Origin of the sequence: Paracoccus sp. SSJ, assembly GCF_030234105.1 — a bacterium.
In the GTDB taxonomy this organism is placed as follows: domain Bacteria; phylum Pseudomonadota; class Alphaproteobacteria; order Rhodobacterales; family Rhodobacteraceae; genus Paracoccus; species Paracoccus denitrificans.
This window is the reverse complement of the sequence record NZ_JASSPE010000008.1, coordinates 1-15952: the sequence shown is the minus strand read 5'-3', so window position 1 is coordinate 15952 and position 15952 is coordinate 1. Positions and strand designations below refer to the sequence as shown.

At 66.3% G+C, this 15952-nt stretch carries 16 protein-coding genes and 1 tRNA gene; 8 read left to right on the top strand and 9 right to left on the bottom strand.

Annotation, left to right across the window (positions count from 1 at the left end):
* Position 1 precedes the first annotated feature (1 nt).
* The 3 genes from QPR87_RS10560 to QPR87_RS10550 all read left to right on the top strand — a co-directional run bounded on the left by QPR87_RS10560 (position 2) and on the right by QPR87_RS10550 (position 2679).
* Positions 2-622, top strand: coding sequence for a DUF1190 domain-containing protein (locus tag QPR87_RS10560; RefSeq protein ID WP_011747569.1), 621 nt, complete (start codon positions 2-4; stop codon positions 620-622).
* A 184-nt stretch (positions 623-806) separates the two neighbouring features.
* Positions 807-1445 (top strand): bifunctional 4-hydroxy-2-oxoglutarate aldolase/2-dehydro-3-deoxy-phosphogluconate aldolase, encoded by a 639-nt coding sequence (eda, locus tag QPR87_RS10555; RefSeq protein WP_011747568.1) that lies wholly within the window; start codon positions 807-809, stop codon positions 1443-1445.
* 7 nt (positions 1446-1452) lie between these two features.
* Positions 1453-2679: an MFS transporter gene (locus QPR87_RS10550; RefSeq protein ID WP_011747567.1), complete on the top strand. Its 1227-nt coding sequence runs from the start codon at positions 1453-1455 to the stop codon at positions 2677-2679.
* A gap of 91 nt (positions 2680-2770) precedes the next feature.
* On the opposite strand, the gene QPR87_RS10545 is transcribed toward QPR87_RS10550, so the two are convergent.
* From QPR87_RS10545 to QPR87_RS10530, 4 genes are all read right to left on the bottom strand, one after another.
* On the bottom strand, positions 2771-3979 hold the full coding sequence (locus QPR87_RS10545; RefSeq protein ID WP_041530143.1) for a beta-ketoacyl-[acyl-carrier-protein] synthase family protein: 1209 nt from the start codon (positions 3977-3979) through the stop codon (positions 2771-2773).
* Positions 3980-4116: 137 nt separating this feature from the next.
* Positions 4117-4377, bottom strand: coding sequence for an acyl carrier protein (locus tag QPR87_RS10540; protein WP_041529833.1), 261 nt, complete (start codon positions 4375-4377; stop codon positions 4117-4119).
* Between the two features lie 46 nt (positions 4378-4423).
* A complete protein-coding gene (locus QPR87_RS10535) occupies positions 4424-5518 on the bottom strand; it encodes a UDP-3-O-(3-hydroxymyristoyl)glucosamine N-acyltransferase (RefSeq protein ID WP_285049542.1) in 1095 nt (364 codons plus the stop codon).
* A gap of 26 nt (positions 5519-5544) precedes the next feature.
* Positions 5545-7152, bottom strand: a complete 1608-nt coding sequence (locus QPR87_RS10530) for a L,D-transpeptidase family protein (protein ID WP_285049540.1) — start codon at positions 7150-7152, stop codon at positions 5545-5547.
* A 333-nt stretch (positions 7153-7485) separates the two neighbouring features.
* Between QPR87_RS10530 and mepK the strand changes: the two genes are divergently transcribed.
* Positions 7486-8046 carry a peptidoglycan L,D-endopeptidase MepK gene (mepK, locus tag QPR87_RS10525; RefSeq protein WP_011747561.1) on the top strand — a complete coding sequence of 187 codons (561 nt, stop codon included), beginning with the start codon at positions 7486-7488 and terminating at the stop codon, positions 8044-8046.
* A gap of 92 nt (positions 8047-8138) precedes the next feature.
* Here mepK and QPR87_RS10520 read toward each other — a convergent pair whose 3' ends face one another.
* Complete coding sequence (locus tag QPR87_RS10520) at positions 8139-8891, bottom strand: SseB family protein (protein WP_285049535.1); 753 nt, start codon at positions 8889-8891, stop codon at positions 8139-8141.
* The gene (locus QPR87_RS10515; RefSeq protein ID WP_502921605.1) at positions 8875-9537 is read right to left on the bottom strand and encodes a uracil-DNA glycosylase family protein; all 663 of its coding nucleotides are present in this window, start codon (positions 9535-9537) and stop codon (positions 8875-8877) included. The genes QPR87_RS10520 and QPR87_RS10515 overlap by 17 nt, the downstream gene beginning before the upstream one ends.
* A gap of 154 nt (positions 9538-9691) precedes the next feature.
* On the opposite strand from QPR87_RS10515, the gene QPR87_RS10510 reads away from it, so the two are divergent.
* Genes QPR87_RS10510 through kdsA form a run of 3 tightly spaced genes read left to right on the top strand, consistent with a single transcriptional unit; the run spans position 9692 to position 12898 of the window.
* On the top strand, positions 9692-10345 hold the full coding sequence (locus QPR87_RS10510; RefSeq protein ID WP_011747558.1) for an ABC transporter ATP-binding protein: 654 nt from the start codon (positions 9692-9694) through the stop codon (positions 10343-10345).
* Positions 10329-12068 (top strand): KpsE/RkpR family capsule polysaccharide export protein, encoded by a 1740-nt coding sequence (locus QPR87_RS10505; RefSeq protein ID WP_285049534.1) that lies wholly within the window; start codon positions 10329-10331, stop codon positions 12066-12068. Before QPR87_RS10510 ends, QPR87_RS10505 begins: the two co-directional genes overlap by 17 nt.
* A complete protein-coding gene (kdsA, locus tag QPR87_RS10500; RefSeq protein ID WP_285049533.1) occupies positions 12065-12898 on the top strand; it encodes a 3-deoxy-8-phosphooctulonate synthase in 834 nt (277 codons plus the stop codon). The genes QPR87_RS10505 and kdsA overlap by 4 nt, the downstream gene beginning before the upstream one ends.
* Here the strand turns inward: kdsA and QPR87_RS10495 are convergent, their stop codons facing one another.
* Complete coding sequence (locus QPR87_RS10495; protein WP_104492631.1) at positions 12899-14107, bottom strand: BaiN/RdsA family NAD(P)/FAD-dependent oxidoreductase; 1209 nt, start codon at positions 14105-14107, stop codon at positions 12899-12901.
* Positions 14108-14202: 95 nt separating this feature from the next.
* On the opposite strand from QPR87_RS10495, the gene QPR87_RS10490 reads away from it, so the two are divergent.
* Positions 14203-14277: transfer RNA gene (locus tag QPR87_RS10490), tRNA-Gln, on the top strand.
* A gap of 213 nt (positions 14278-14490) precedes the next feature.
* Here the strand turns inward: QPR87_RS10490 and QPR87_RS10485 are convergent.
* Positions 14491-15492 carry a hypothetical protein gene (locus tag QPR87_RS10485; RefSeq protein WP_285049532.1) on the bottom strand — a complete coding sequence of 334 codons (1002 nt, stop codon included), beginning with the start codon at positions 15490-15492 and terminating at the stop codon, positions 14491-14493.
* Positions 15493-15718: 226 nt separating this feature from the next.
* Positions 15719-15952: hypothetical protein (locus tag QPR87_RS10480; protein WP_285049531.1), on the bottom strand; the 234-nt coding region annotated here is incomplete at its 5' end.

Genomic DNA, 15952 nt, shown 5'->3' with positions numbered 1-15952 from the left:
CATGACCGAACGCCTCCCCCGCAAACGCTCGCGCCATGTCGCGCTGGTGCTGGCCGGAACCGCGACCCTGGCGCTCGCCGGCTGCGAGGACGACCGGATGGACGCGCAAAGCTTTCCCGACCTGGAAAGCTGCATCGCCGCCAGCAAGCAGGAAACGCTGTGGTTCACCGAAGAAGACTGCCGCAAGAACTTTGCCGCCGCCCAGCAGGAATTCCTTGAAACCGCCCCGCGCTACGAGTCCAGGGAACTTTGCGAACAAGAACACGGCGCCGGCAATTGCGGCGGCGATCCGGCCCAGACCCAGGAGGCGCAGAACTCGGGCGGCGGCTTTTCCTTCATGCCGCTGCTGGTCGGCTACATGATGGGCTCGATGCTGTCGCGCGGCGGCGGCATCTCGTCGCAGCCGATGGTGCGCACGGCGGACGGCCGCTTTTCCACGCCCAAGGGCGACCAGAGCTTCGCCAGCAACCGTGGCGCGGGCAAGGTGCCGGCCGCGACCTTTCAGCGCGCCCCCTCGACCCTCGGCAAGCCGCCGATGTCGGCCGCGCAGGTCAGCCAGCGCGGCGGCTTCGGCGCCTCGGCCACCGCGCGCTCGGGCGGGCGCAGCAGTTTCGGCGGCTGACGGGCTTTCCGTTGCCGAAATACCCTCGGGGGTGAATTGCGGCGCAAGCCGCAAGAGGGGGCGGACAGCCCCCTGCTCCGGCGTCTCCATGCGCCAGCCCTCAGTTAACGCTAACACACACCCTTGCGCAGCCGCGCGGAAAAGCGTAACCTGCCGCGAGTTTTCCGCAAGAACGAGGCCCGCCATGACCCCCGAACAACAGTCCCAGAAGACCCGCGCGCTTTGTGAACTCGCCCCGGTCATCCCGGTCCTGGTGGTCGGCGACGCGACCCGCGCCGAAGGGTTGGCAACGGCGCTGGTCGCCGGCGGCCTGCCGGTGCTGGAGGTGACCCTGCGCACCCCCGCCGCATTGCAGGTGATCGGCGAAATGTCCAAGGTGCCGGGCGGCCATGTCGGCGCGGGCACGGTGCTGACACCCGACGACGCCAAACGCGCGAAGGATGCCGGCGCCAGCTTCGCCGTCTCGCCGGGCGCGACCGAGCGGCTGGTGCGCGCCTGCGAGGATATCGGCCTGCCGCTCCTGCCCGGCGCCGTCACCGCATCCGAGGTGATGCGGGCGATGGAAATGGGCTTTTCCATGCTGAAGTTCTTTCCGGCCGAGGCGGCGGGCGGCGCGAAATCGCTGAAATCGCTGGCCGGGCCGCTGCCGCAGGTCAGCTTTTGCCCGACCGGCGGCGTGACCTTGCAGAACGCCCCCGACTACCTGGCACTGCCGAACGTGATCTGCGTCGGCGGCAGCTGGATCGCGCCGGATGCTGATGTGGCCGCCGGCGATTGGGCGGCGATCGAATCCCGCGCCCGCGACGCGCGCACCCTGCGCTAGTCCCGCCATGGCGATGACCCTGGCCGAGACCGACCCGATGCGCCGCGCCCGGCGCAACGTCATCGTGCTCTTGCTGGCACAGGCGTTGCTTGGGGCGCAGATGTCGATGATCTTCATCGTCGGCGGTCTGGCCGGGCAGATGCTGAGCCCGAACCCCTGCATCGCCACCCTGCCCTTGTCGATGATGATCCTGGGTTCGGCGCTCTCTGCCCGGCCGCTGTCGGGCTTCATGCGCCGGCACGGGCGGCGGGCGGGGTTCCTCCTGTCCTGCGGCTCGGCGGCGCTGGGGGCGGCCATCGCCGCCTATGGGCTGGCCAGCGGCAATTTCTGGCTGTTCACCGCCAGCGCGCTTTTCACCGGCGTCTATATGGCGGCGCAGGGCTTTTTCCGCTTTGCCGCCACCGATTGCGCGCCGCCCGAGTTCCAGTCGCGCGCGATTTCCTGGGTGCTGGCGGGCGGGCTTGCCGCCGCCTTCACCGGCCCGTTCCTGGTGCGGCTGACAGCGGATGTGACCGCCATCCCCTTCCTGGCCACCTATGCCGCGATCATCGGGCTGAACCTGCTGGGGCCGGTGCTCTTCGCCTTTCTGGACATTCCGAAACCGCCCGCCCCCGTCCGCGGCCAGACCGAGGGCCGGCCGCTGGGCGAACTCTTGCGCGTGCCGCAGATCGCCGTGGCGATGATCTGCGGCATGGTGTCCTATGCGCTGATGAACCTCGTGATGACCTCAGCCCCGCTGGCCGTGGTGGGCTGCGGGTTTGCGACGGCGGACGCGGCCAATATCGTCTCGGGCCATGTGCTGGCAATGTTCGCGCCCTCGTTCTTTACCGGCCACCTGATCGCCCGCTTCGGTGCCACGCGCATCGTCATGGTCGGGCTTGCGATCCTGGCTGGCGCCGGGGCGGTGGCGCTGTCGGGGGTCGATCTCGCGCATTTCTTCATCGCCATGATCCTGCTCGGGCTGGGCTGGAACTTCGGCTATATCGGCGCCACCGCCATGCTGACCCGCGCCTATCGCCCCGAGGAACGCGAGCGGGTGCAGGGCCTGAACGACGCCGTGGTCTTCGGCGGGGTGTTCCTGGCCTCGCTGTCCTCGGGCGGGCTGATGAACTGCATGGGCGGCTCGACCCAGGCGGGCTGGAACGCGGTCAACCTGGCCATGCTGCCCTTCTTGGTGCTGGCGGGGGGTGCGCTGTTGTGGCTGATGCTGCGCCCGCGAGAGGTGGCGCGGTAATAGGCCGGAGCCGAAGGGAGGGTTCACAGCCCGACCTGGAAAGCCTGGAGCTTTCCATGGCAAGGCATTGATCGCTCATGCAATGATGACGTCACGCCTTGCGCAGTGCGATCACCGCGTTCAGCCCGCCGAAGGCGAAGGCGTTGGACAGCACCGCCTCGACCCTGGCCTCGCGCGCCTCGTTCGGCACCACGTCCAGCGCGCATTCCGGGTCCGGCTCCTCATAGCCGATGGTCGGCGCGATCACGCCGTCGCGCAGCGCCATGATGCAGGCCAACAGCTCGACCGCGCCGGTGCCGCCGATCAGGTGGCCGTGCATGGACTTGGTGGACGAGATCATCAGCCGGTCGGCGTGATGGCCGAAGGCATGGGCCACCGCGGCGCATTCCGTCTTGTCGTTCGCCGCCGTGCCGGTGCCGTGGGCGTTGATATAGCCGACCTCGTCGGGGCGCATATGCGCGTCCAGCATGGCGCCGGTGATGGTGCGCTCGGCGCCGATGGCTGACGGCATGACGATGTCCTGCGCATCGGCCGACATGGAAAAGCCCACCACCTCGGCCAGGATGTCGGCGCCGCGCGCGACCGCGTGCTCCCAATCCTCGAAGACGAAGACACCCGCGCCCTCGCCCTGCACCATGCCGTTGCGGGTGGCCGAGAACGGCCGGCAGGCGTCCTTGGACATGACGCGCAGCCCCTCCCACGCCTTGACGCCGCCAAAGCACAGCATCGCCTCGGACCCGCCGGTCAGCATGACCGTCGCCGCGCCCGAGCGCACCATGTTGAAGGCCAGGCCCATGGCGTGGTTGGAACTGGCACAGGCCGTCGCCACGGTGAAGCTGGGCCCCAGCAGCCCGTATTCCATGCTCAGATGCGAACAGGCCGCGTTGTTCATCAGCTTGGGCACGACGAAGGGATGGACGCGGTTCTTCCCCTCTTCATAGACGGTGCGGTAATTCTCGTCCCAGGTGTTCATGCCGCCGGCGGCGGTGCCCAGGACCACGCCCGAACGCAGGCCCAGCTCGCCCTCGAAGACCAGCCCGGACTGCGCCACCGCCTCGCGCGCGGCAAGAAGCGTGAACTGGGTGAACTTGTCGTAAAGGACGATCTGCTGGCGATTGAAATAGGTCTCGGCCTCCCAGTCGCGAACCTGGCCGCCGATGCGGATCGCCAGCCGGTCCACGTCGCGGAAATCCAGCGGGCCGATGCCGCAGCGCCCCTCGCGCATCGCCTCCAGCGTCGAGGGCACGTCGCGGCCAAGCGCGTTGACGGTGCCCATGCCGGTGATGGCGACGCGGCGCATGCCGTTGGCGTGGCGGCCCATGATGACGCGGCCCAGCATGGTGCGGGCGATCTTGGTCGCGCTCTTGACCTTGCCCTTGACCTTGCCGGGCTTGCGCGGGGTTTTCGGCGGCCTCTCGCCCTTGTTCCTCTTGGCGTTCATGCCTTTTCAGCGACCAGCTTTTCCACGGCGCCGATGATGGCGCCGAGAGTCGAGATGTCGAAGTCGGATTTCTCGGGCTCGTTGGCGTTGAAGGGCACCGAGATGTCGAAGGCTTCCTCGATGGCGAAGATCGATTCGACGAGGCCCAGGCTGTCGATGCCGATCTCTTGCGGCGACATCTCGAGCTTCAGCTCGGACGGGTCCAGCATCGCCTGTTCTGCGATGATCTGGATGATGCGGTCGCGGATTTCTGTCATCTCGGCCTCCGTTCTGTCCCAGTCAGGGGCGATTGCCCCGGGAATGCTATTCCACGTCGCCCTTGTCGAGCAGTTTCTTAACAGTTTCGCGAAGCTCGGCCACCTGCGCATAGAGTCGCGGCAGGCGGCGGATGTTCTTCTGCGCCTCGACATGGGTCTCCATTCGCACCGCCGGGCTGCCCAGCAGCACGCGGCCTGCGGGGGCGTTGGTAAAGATCTTGGTGGCGCCCCCCGCGATCACGTCGTCGCCGACGAAGATATTGTCCGAGACGCCGACCTGCCCGCCCAGCACCACGCGATTGCCGATCCGGGCCGAGCCGGCGATGCCGACAAGGCCGCAAAGCAGGCAATCCTCGCCCACCACGCAATTGTGGCCGACCTGCACGAGATTGTCGATCTTGGTGCCGCGCCCGATCCGGGTCGCACGGATGGTTCCGCGGTCCACGGTGGAATTGGCGCCGATCTCGACATCGTCGCCGATTTCGAGCCCGCCCAGCGAATGGATGCGGGTCCAGTGCTGCTGGCGAATCTCCTGCCGCTCGCCTAGGGACTGGCGGATTTCCTCGACGCCGGACTTCTCGGGCGTGACGAAGGAAAACCCGTCCGCGCCCAGCGAGACGCCGGGGTTCAGGATCACCCGGTCGCCAATGGTCACGCCGTGGGCGATGCGGACGCCGGCATGGATCAGCGCGTCGCGGCCGATCACCGTATCCGCGCCGATCGAGACATGCGAGGCGATGCGCGCGCGCGCCCCGATCCGCACCCGCGGGCCGATGACCACGAAGGGACCGATGGCGGCGTCCTCGGGCAGTTCGGCCGTCGGGTCGATCACCGCGCTGGGATGGATGCCGGGCGCGATGCCGGGGCCGGGATCGAAGGCACGGGTCAGCCCGGCCATGGCCAGCCGCGGCCGGCCGACCAGGATGGCGGCGCGCAGCCCCAGCGCCTCGGGGTCGGCCCCCTCGGCCAGCAGGGCCATGCCGCCGGGGCCGAGCTTCTCGGCATAGGCGGGCGAGGTAGCCAGCGCGATCTGGCCCTCTCCTGCCTGGCCGGCCTCGGCCGCGCCGTTGACGATCAGGCTGCCATCGCCCCAGAGGCGGGCATCGAGTGCGCGGGCCAGTTCGGCGATGGTCAGTGTCATGCGGCTCCCCTTTGCTTGGGGTTCATCTATTCATCCGCGGCCGCGGAATCCAGCCCGGCCTTGACCAGCGCCGCGTGCACCAGCGCATCGCGGCCATAGATGTCGGGAAAACGGCGGATCTGGCCGCTCTCGTCGGGGAAGGCGGTGAAATAGACCAGATGCACCGGCACGGGCGGGCGCAGGTTCAGATAGGTCTCGCGCCCGGATTTCAGCGCCTTGGAGAAAACCGCCTCGGGGCTTTCCACCTGGCCCTTCAGCAGCTCATGCGCCAGGTCGACCGGGCGGCCGACGCGGATGCAGCCATGCGAATAGGCGCGGCTGGACTGGTTGAACAGATGCTTGGTCGGCGTGTCGTGCAGATAGATGTTCCACGGGTTCGGGAACATGAACTTGACCTGCCCCAACGCATTGTCGTCGCTGGGTTTCTGCCGCATGCGATAGGGAAAGGTCTTGGCGCTGTATTTGCGAAAGTCGATGCGGTCGCGCGCAATGACATTGCCGGCCCCGTCCACCACGTCGAGATGCCCGACCGCATGCCGGTTGGCCTGAAGCCGCGGCAGGTATTCCTTGACGGTGATCGAGCGCGGCACGTTCCAGCGCGGGTTGACGACCATGTATTTCATCGTCTCGCTGAACTCGGGCGTCTCGAATTCGCGATTGGCCTTGCCGATGACCACGCGGGTCTCGAAGACCTCGCGGCCGTTCTCGTAGATGCGGGCGTTGAACTCGGGCAGGTTCACCCAGACATGGCGGGCGTTCAGGTCGTGCCCGCGCATCCAGCGCATCCGCTCCAGCGCGACCAGGATCGCCTCGGCCTCGGGGCCGGTGCCGCGGTTCAGCCGCGCCACCGTGCGCGGCCCGGCCACCCCGTCCGCCGGCAGGCCCGCCGCCTTCTGATAGGCGGCGACCGCCTGCGCCAGCGCCCCGTCATAGGTCAGCGGGCTGCCCATGGGCACCGCGGCGAAACCGACCGAGGCAAGGCGCACGCGCAGCGCCGCGACCGCCGGGTCGCTGGTCCCCTCGCGCCACAGCCCCTCGGGCACTCGCGGCGCATCGCCGGGCGCGACCAGTTGCGACTGCCGCGCCAGCGCCTGGCGCAGCGCCTCATAGCGCGCATCCTGCGGCGGCAGCGCAGCGAGCATGGCGACCGGATCGGCGGCGGCGGCAAAGGCGCGCAGCAGATCGCCGGTGCGCGGGCGCTGCACCTCGCGCTTGATGCCGGGTTCGACCCGGCGCGGATCGAGGATCCCGCCCGACACGTCGCGGCTCCAATCGGCGAAGGCGCGGGCAAAGCGGATCTCTTCCTCGACCGTGTCGGCGCCCTCGCGGTCGAGGGTGCGCAACGCCGCCTGGCGATAACGCGTGGGCGGCAACCCGTGCGAGGCCGCCTGCCCCAGCGCCTCGATCAGCGCAGCGCGGCGCGCGGCCCCCTCGGCGCCGGTAAAGACCGGCTTCAGCCCGTTCGTGCCATAGAAATCGGCCAAGCCCGGATGGTCGGCAACCTGCTGGGCCAGTTGCATTTCCTGCTCGGAAAAGCTTAGCCTGGGCGCGGGAAGCGCGGCGACCGGCGCCACATCCAAGGCCTGCGCCGCCGCAACGCGCGGCATGGCCGCCAGAGCGGCCGCAACAACCATCACACGAATCAACCCGGTAAAGCGCACTTGAAAGGTTCCTTTGCGTCTGCGGCAAATCTTCGCATTTGCGCCGATTCCGGTCCAGCGAGGCAAGTTTTTTCTTGCATCACTGATGCAGCGCAAACACGGCTGCGCAAAAACATCGGATTTGGTTCCGAATCACCCGGATATCGGCGGATTTTTGCCGAGAATGGCGGATCTTTGCTGCAAGCGAAACGAAAAGCTTCCCTCGGCTCGCGCGCTGGTGACATATTCTTAACCGGCTCCGGCTAAACCGGGGCGGGCCGTTTCAACGGGCGGCAAAAACAACGAAAGCAGGACAGGCGATCTGACATGACGTTTGAATCACTCTCGCGTCGGGGCATCCTTGGCGTCTTCGCGGCGACCACGGTGGCCGCAGCGCCGGTTATGGCCAATGCCTTCGGACTTCTGCGGGGCGCCGGCGACATCCGCCGCATTCGCATGTATTCGGGGCGCACGGGCGAAAGCATCGACACGGTCTATTGGGTCGAAGGCAAGTATATCCGGGATGCCCTCAATGAAATCAACATCTTCATGCGCGACTGGCGGACGGGCCAGGCGATCGGGTTCGACCCGCGCGCGATCGACATTGCCGCAGCCTCGCACCGGCTGCTGCAGACCAACGAACCCTACATGATGCTGTCGGGCTATCGCTCGCCGCAGACCAACGCCATGCTGCGTTCGCGCTCTTCGGGCGTGGCCAGGAACTCGCTCCACATGGTGGGCAAGGCTGCCGACCTGCGCCTGAAATCGCGCTCGGTCTCGCAGATGTACAAGGCCGCGGCGGCCTGCAATGCAGGCGGCGTCGGCAAATATTCGCGCTCGAACTTCGTCCATATGGACTGTGGCCCGATCCGCCATTGGGGCGCCTGACTCGCGACCGATCAACTCACGGTGATCACGCAAAGACCCGCCCTCAAGGGCGGGTTTTCGTTTGTCCGGGCCAAGCTTTTGTCCGCTCCGCTCTAGCGCAGTCGCGGCGGGGCCGAGGGATCGCGCCGCGCCGGTTCGGGCGCGGGGGGCGGGGGCGGCGGTTCCAGGACCAGCGCCCCGGCGGGCAGATCCGGCCCGGCAAAGCCGATGTCCACGCCGCCGGGCAGTTCGGGCAGGAAGGCCAGCAGCTCGGCCAGCGCCTTGGCCACCGCGTCCTCATGGGCCGGCTCGACGCCGGCCAGGATCAGCGCGTGGCCCTGTCGCCCGTCCTGCCATTCGGCCGCGACCAGCGCCAGCCGCGCGACCAGCCCGGCCATGTCGCCCAGCCGTTGCGCCAGGGGCTCGGCCAGAAGCGCCACCGCCTCGGGCGACGGCGCGCCCAGCCGCCGCGCCGCCTCGTCCGGCACCATGCTGGGGCGCGCCTGAAGCGCCTGCACCAGCCAGCCCAGCACGCCCGCATCCAGCATCAGCTGCGAGGCATGGCCCGGATTGACCAGCAGGCCCCGCCCCTCCTCGGCCAGCGCCGCGGCAAGCACCCGGCCCGGCAAGGCGAGATAGGCGACCGGGCCGCCGACGAAACCGGCCAGCCGTTCCTCGCGGTCGCAGGCCAGGGCAAAGCGCCCCTCGGGCAGGTCGAACAGCCGCAGCTCGGCACGGTCGTCGGCCGGTTCGGCCAGCAGCGCGGCGAAAAGCTCGGTATCGGCCAGGCGCGACAGGATGCGCGCGCGGGCGGGGGCATCGGCCTCGTGAAAGGGCACCTGGCAAAGTTCATCCAGCGGGGTCATCGGCTTCTCTCAACAGGGCGGCAACGGCGGCGCGCAATTCCGGCAGCAGGTCGGCCTGAAACCAGGGATTGCGCCGCAACCAGCCGGTATTGCGCCAGGACGGATGAGGCAAGGGAAAGATGCGCGGCCCATGCGCGCGCCAGTCGGCGACGGTCTGGGTCACCCCGCCGCGCGCCGCCGCACCCAGGTGCCAGCGCTGCGCATGGCCGCCGACCAGCAGCGTCAGCTGCGGCTGCAACTCGGCCATGACGCGTTCGCGCCAGGTCCGGGCGCAGATCGGCGGCGGCGGCAGGTCGGCGCCCTTGGCGTCATAGCCCGGAAAGCAGAAGGCCATCGGCACGATGGCAATGCGCGAGCGGTCGTAGAACTCGGCGTCCGACACGCCCATCCAGTCGCGCAGCCGGTCGCCCGAGCGATCGGCAAAGGGCCGCCCCGCCAGATGGACGCGCATGCCCGGCGCCTGCCCGACGACCAGGATGCGCGCGCCGGGCCGGAACCAGGCCACGGGGCGCGGACTGTGCCCGGTCGCCGTCGATGCAAAGCGCTGCTCGCAAAGGCGGCAGGCCGATATCTCGCGAAGAAGGCTGGTCGAGGCGGGCATGTCCGGCAGATAGGCATATCCGGGCCGGCGGAAAAGGGCGGGCATTCACGATATGTCAAGCATTGATCGCCATGGTGGACAGCGCGGGCCCCCGGGCATATTGTCCGGCCTGCCGCGGCGCGGGTTTCAGGCTGCGGCAGTGATTGTGTATCTCGTAACCATTACCAGCCCGCGCATGCGCGTGGATCAGGACGGCCAGATGATCGAATTCGACAATGTCTCCAAGTCGTTCTGGACCGGAACCCAACGCAAGGTGATCCTCGATCGCGCGTCGTTCCGCATCGAACTGGGGCGGTCGATGGGCATTCTCGCACCGAACGGTACCGGCAAGACCACGATCATCAACATGATGTGCGGCCTGGAAAAGCCGGACGAGGGCACGATCCGCACCGAATGCCGGGTCTCTTTTCCGCTGGGTTTCATGGGCGGCATCACCCCGTCGCTCAGCGCCAACGAGAATGCGCGCTTCATCGCCCGCATCTACGGGCTCGACCCGGATTATGTCGAAGCCTTCTGCCGCTGGCTGACCGATATCGACGAATATTTCGACATGCCGGTCGGCACCTACAGCGCCGGCATGCGGTCGCGCTTTACCTTTTCGCTGATGCTGGCGCTGGAATTCGACATCTACCTGATCGACGAAGGCATGCCCGCCACGACGGATCCCGAATTCAACCGCAAGGCGGGAACGGTGCTTTACGAACGCCTGAAGTCGGCGACCGTGATCGTGGTGTCGCACCAGGCGCAAACCATTGAAAAGTTCTGCCATTCTGCTGCCGTCCTTCGCGATGGCAAGCTATATCAGTTCGAAACCCTCGAAGAGGCCAAGCAATATTATGACTACACCGCCTAAGGCGCGCGCCTATCGCATCAGCCGCGAAGAGTCGGTGCTGGCAGCCAGCGAGGGCCCGCACGCAGCCGGCACGGCGCAAAAAGTGCAGGTCGAGGTCCAGAAGCGCATCGAATCCGCGCGCCCGGGCCAGAACCCCGAGCAGCTTTTCTCGACCGAGGAGGACGGTTTCGGCGACATGCGCTTTCCCGGCGCGGCGAAGAAGCCTGCCGAGGCCGCGCAGGGCAAGCCGCCGATGGCCGAACGCATCGCCGCGGTGCGGGCCGAGAACCTGACCGACCGCCAGTTGCGCATGGCACGCCGCATCGCCGCCATGCACGAGATCGAGGCCGCTTCCGATCATGAGGCGGTGGTCCTGCTGCGCGACCGCGGCATCGACCCGTTCCACCGCGCCGCGGTCGGCAAGATCCTGGCGGAAGAGGGCGCGCGCGCCCAGGCTGCGGCATCCGCCAACGGCGCCAACATGCCGGTGCCGACGCGCCGTGACGGCCCGCCCCCCCGCAGCCGCGGCACCGAGATCATGCCCCTGTCGCCCGGCACCACCAGCCTGCCCTCGCGCGAGGCGCTGACCGAGGATCGCCGCGCCGCCGAGATCATCCGCATCCAGCAGGACATCGCCCGCCGTCGCCGCCGCAGGCTGTTGATGCTGCTTGCACGCCTTGCGGCCTTCGTCGTGCTGCCGACGCTGATCGCGGGCTGGTATTATTCCTCGGTGGCCACGCCGCTTTACGCCACCGTCTCGCAGTTCCAGATCCAGCAGGCCGAGCAATCCAGCCCGGGCGGCCTGGGCGGGCTGTTCGGTGGAACGCAGTTGGCCACCAATACCGACTCGGTCTCGGTGCAAAGCTATCTGACCTCGCGCGACGCGATGCTGCGGCTCGACAAGGATCTGGGCTTCAAGCGCGCCTTCCAGGAGCCGGCCATGGACCCCATCCTGCGCCTGCCGCCTGATGCGACGAACGAACAGGCCTACAAGCTCTATCGCAACTCGGTGAAGATCGGCTATGATCCGACCGAGGGCGTGATCAACATGGAAGTGATCGCCCCCGACCCCGAGCTCAGCCAGGAATTCTCGCTGGCGCTGATCAAATATGCCGAGGGCCAGGTGGACCAGATGACCGCGCGCCTGCGCGAGGACCAGATGAAGGGTGCGGTCGAGAGCTATCAGGATGCCGAGAGAAAGGTGCTGCTGGCTCAGCGCCGGGTGCAGGAATTGCAGCAGAAGCTGGGCGTTCTCGACCCGGCGGCGGAAGGCAGCGTCATCATGGGCCATATCGCCGAGCTCGAGCGCCAGCTGGCGGAAAAGAAGCTGGAACTGGGCCAGTTGAAATCGAACCTTCGCCCCAATGCCAGCCGCGTCGCCGGCGTCGAGGGCGATATCGGCCGGCTCGAGGAGATGCTGGCCCAGACCCGCAGCCAGCTGACCGAGGGCAACAACGCCCGCGGCTCGCTGGCCACCATCTCGGGCGAGATCCGCATCGCCGAATCCGACCTCATGACCCGGCAGGAACTGCTGGCCACAGCCGCCGCGCAGATGGAGACCGCGCGGATCGAGGCCAACAAGCAGGTCCGCTATCTCTCGCTCTCGGTCGCGCCGGTGCCCCCGGACGAAGCGACCTATCCCAAGGCTTTCCAGAACACGATCGTGGCCTTCCTGGTGTTTTCGGGCATCTACCTGATGCTCTCGCTGACGGCCTCGATCCTGCGCGAACAGGTATCTTCATGAAAAAATTCCAGATCGGCAATGTCACCGTCGGCAACGATCAGCCCCTGGCGCTGATCGCCGGGCCCTGCCAGCTTGAAACCCTCGATCATGCGTTGATGATTGCCGAGACGGTGGCCGAATCCTGCGCGAAGGCAGGCGCGGGTTTCGTCTTCAAGGCCAGCTACGACAAGGCCAATCGCACCTCGCTGAAGGGGCGCCGCGGCATCGGCATCGACGAGGGGCTGCGCATGCTGGACGAGGTGCGGCGCCGCATCGGCTGCCCGGTGCTGACCGACGTGCATGACATCGAGCAGGCGCGGCTGGCGGGCGCCGTGGTCGATGTGATCCAGATCCCCGCCTTCCTGTCGCGCCAGACCGACCTGCTCCTGGCCGCGGGCGAGACCCCGGCGGCAGTGAACATCAAGAAGGGTCAGTTCCTTGCCCCCTGGGACATGCCGAATGTCGCCGAAAAGGTCGCCTCGACCGGCAACGAACGCATCCTGCTGACCGAGCGTGGCGTCAGCTTCGGCTACAATACGCTGGTCGCGGACATGCGCAGCCTGCCGATCATGGCGCGGACCGGCTGGCCGGTGATCATGGACGCGACCCATTCCGTGCAGCAGCCGGGCGGACAGGGCGGCTCTTCCGGCGGGCAGCGCGAATTCGCGCCGGTCATGGCGCGGGCGGCGGTGGCGCTCGGCGTCGCCGGCGTCTTCATCGAGACGCACCAGGACCCCGACAACGCGCCTTCGGACGGGCCGAACATGATCCATCTGCACCGGATGCCGGCGCTGATCACCTCGCTGATGCGCTTCGACGCGCTGGCGAAATCCGATCCGGTGATGGGCTGATCAGCCGGCCGCGATGGCCTGGGCCGCGGCATGGGCCGAGGCCCAGGCCCATTGGAAATTATAGCCGCCGAGCCAGCCGGTGACATCGACGACCTCGCCGATGAAATAAAGGCCGGGAACCGATTTCACCTGCATGGTCCTGGAATCGAGCGCGCGCGTATCGACGCCGCCGACCGTGACCTCGGCCGTGCGCCAGCCTTCCGTGCCGACCGGCCGCAGCACCCAGCGATTCACCCGCCCGCCCAGGCGGTCGAGCACGGCATTCCCCTGGTCGGCCAGCCGCGCGCCAGCCAGCCCCGCTTCGGCGGCGATCGCTTCGGCCAGCCGGGCGGGCAGCCAGCGCGACAGGGCCGAGGCCACGGTCATGCGCCCGCCCTGCCCGCGGATCTCGCGCAGGCCCGCCGCGATCTCGGCATCGGGGGCCAGATCGACGATGATCTCCTCTCCCGGCCGCCAGAAGCTCGATATTTGCAGGATCGCGGGGCCCGACAGGCCGCGGTGGGTGAACAGCAGCCCGTCGCGGAACCGGGTGCGCCGCCGCCCGGCGCCATGGCTGACCTCGGCCGCGACGGACAGGCCCGAAAGCGGCCGGCAAAGGTCCAGGTCCTGCTCGGCAAAGGTCAGCGGCACGAGCCCGGCCCTGGGCTCGACCAACGCAAGACCGAAACGGGCGGCGATGTCGTAACCGATCCCCGTCGCGCCCATCTTGGGGATCGATTTGCCGCCCGTGGCCACCACCAGGCGACGCGCGGCCAGCGGCCCTTTCGAGCTGGCGACCAGGAACCCTCGCTCGGCGGGCTCGACCTTTTCGACGGCGGTGCCCAACCGCAACTCGGCCCCGCGCATCCGATGCAGCAGCATGTCGATGATCTGCCGCGCACTGCCGTCGCAGAAAAGCTGGCCCAGGGTTTTCTCGTGCCAGGCGATGCCCGCCTGATCGACCATGGCGACGAAATCCGCCGGCGAGAACCCGGCCAGGGCCGAAGCCGCAAAGCGCGGATTGCCGGAAACGAAGCGGTCGAGCCCGGTCGCGAGATTGGTGAAGTTGCACCGCCCGCCACCAGAGATGCGAATCTTTTCGCCCGGTGCGCGGGCGTGATCCAGGACCACGACCCTGCCCGCCCGGTCTCCCGCCTGCCGTAAAATCGAGCCGGCGCAAAAGAGTCCGGCCGCTCCGGCACCAAGAATGACTGTATCAACCTGTTCCATGCCGGGCGCATAAAACTCCCGCGGGGAAGCCACAAGATTTTTCCTTTTGCCTCTTGCACCACCCCGCCGCCTTGGCTAGATACGCCTCCACAAGTTGGGGCGTGGCCAAGTGGTAAGGCAACGGTTTTTGGTACCGTGTACCGTAGGTTCGAATCCTACCGCCCCAGCCAAATCACCTAAATCTTTGAGTAGATGGGATTTTCTTCCCTCAGGGACGGGATCTCTCCGAGCCTTTTCGACGGGATAGCCTAGATCGGCTCGTGACCTGCCTCGTGATGGCGGTTGGGCGACGGAGGGGGTTATGCCCCAAGAGATGCCCCAAGGGCTTGGGATGGCAATGTTACCCGAGACAGTCAGTGCCTCGGGCAAAGGCCGCATCAGGGTTAGGGCGGGGCCGAGCGTAGGGTACCTCCGACGTATTTCCCTCCCCTGTTCAGGATGTAGCCGCCCGAGGAATGAAGCACCCAAACGCCGCCACCGACAGCTTCGGCTCCTGTCTTAAGCGCCACTAAGGCTCCTCGGCCTGTCGCGGAGGCCACGCCTTCCGCAGTTTCGGGAACCGATGCGCCAAGAAAGTAAAGTGATACGACCACCAGCGCAATGGCAGCCGTTGAACCAAGAGTTTTCTTTGGGTTTTGGATCGCCCAGAGACACACATAAACGCCCGCTCTCAGGCTATACCAAATCATTCGGAACATGCGGCCGATACGAATAAAAGTGCGGCTGAACCAGCTACGGCGTGCCCAAGCCGCAGAGGCTTCGGCCTTGATCCGCTCAGCTTCAAGCTTGGCCTCCTTACGTTTCATAGCGACGGTCTCTGCATGAAACTTCGCATTTCGGAGGCGATCATCACGTGTTACTTTAAGCGCACTAAATTTTACCTTAGGATTCTGGCTGAGCCATCCTTTTGCCCACGCCAGTCCAGCGCAGATCAGCAAAACACCGATGATGAAGGCTGCCGAAGCCACACTTTGCTCGTTGGCCAATCCATAAAGGGCGGCACAGATGAACATGGCGGCAACAAGTTCTGTTCTCCAAGAGGCATTCATCACTCTGATCGCTGCAATAGCACATACCAATCCATTGACACCAAGCCACCAAGGGGAAGCACCACCCAAGCTGACATTCGCGCCTGGGGGCAACCAAACAGCACCATACCCGATGGAAGGGGAAAGAGCATCAGAAAGTAGATTTATGGCCGTGGCAGCCAAAAACAATGCACAAAGAGGTTTCATGAACCAAAGACGAGATAGTACCAAAGCAAGACATCCCGGCACTAGGATCGAGTGAGTCAGGATAGATCGATGATGTAAGAATGGGTGCATGGCATGATCGACATCCGGAAGCGGAACGAGGGTAGCTATTAGCGTCTCAAAGACTAACATTAGCGCGAATGCCTGAATGCACAAAAACAGCACGGAGCCAAGGAAGTGCAGCTTAGGGAATCGGTCTGCCGTAGAAAGCAGAGCCAGAGGATGTGATGTCACAATCTACCTTGATGCATTGGTGGCTGTAGGGGTTAACCCATCGATATGTATAAGTATGGGGAAGGAGGAAGAAGGAAGGAACAGGAAGAATATACAAAGAATCCTCCCCCTCGTGTATCCTCCTCTAACCATACAGGAAAGGAACAACCTCCCTGCCTGTAGTATCCTCCCACTCCCTCAGCCTGTCTAGATATTCCTGACAGCGGTCCGTCTCGCGCCACATCTGGAAATCTGAGGTGGTGCCGGTTTCTGAGACAGGGGCATAAGGTGGATCGACCGATGAAAAGGACGATCCAGCATGAAGACACGCAGACGGTTTACGGCCGAGTTCAAGGCCAAGGTCGCGCTTGAGGCGATC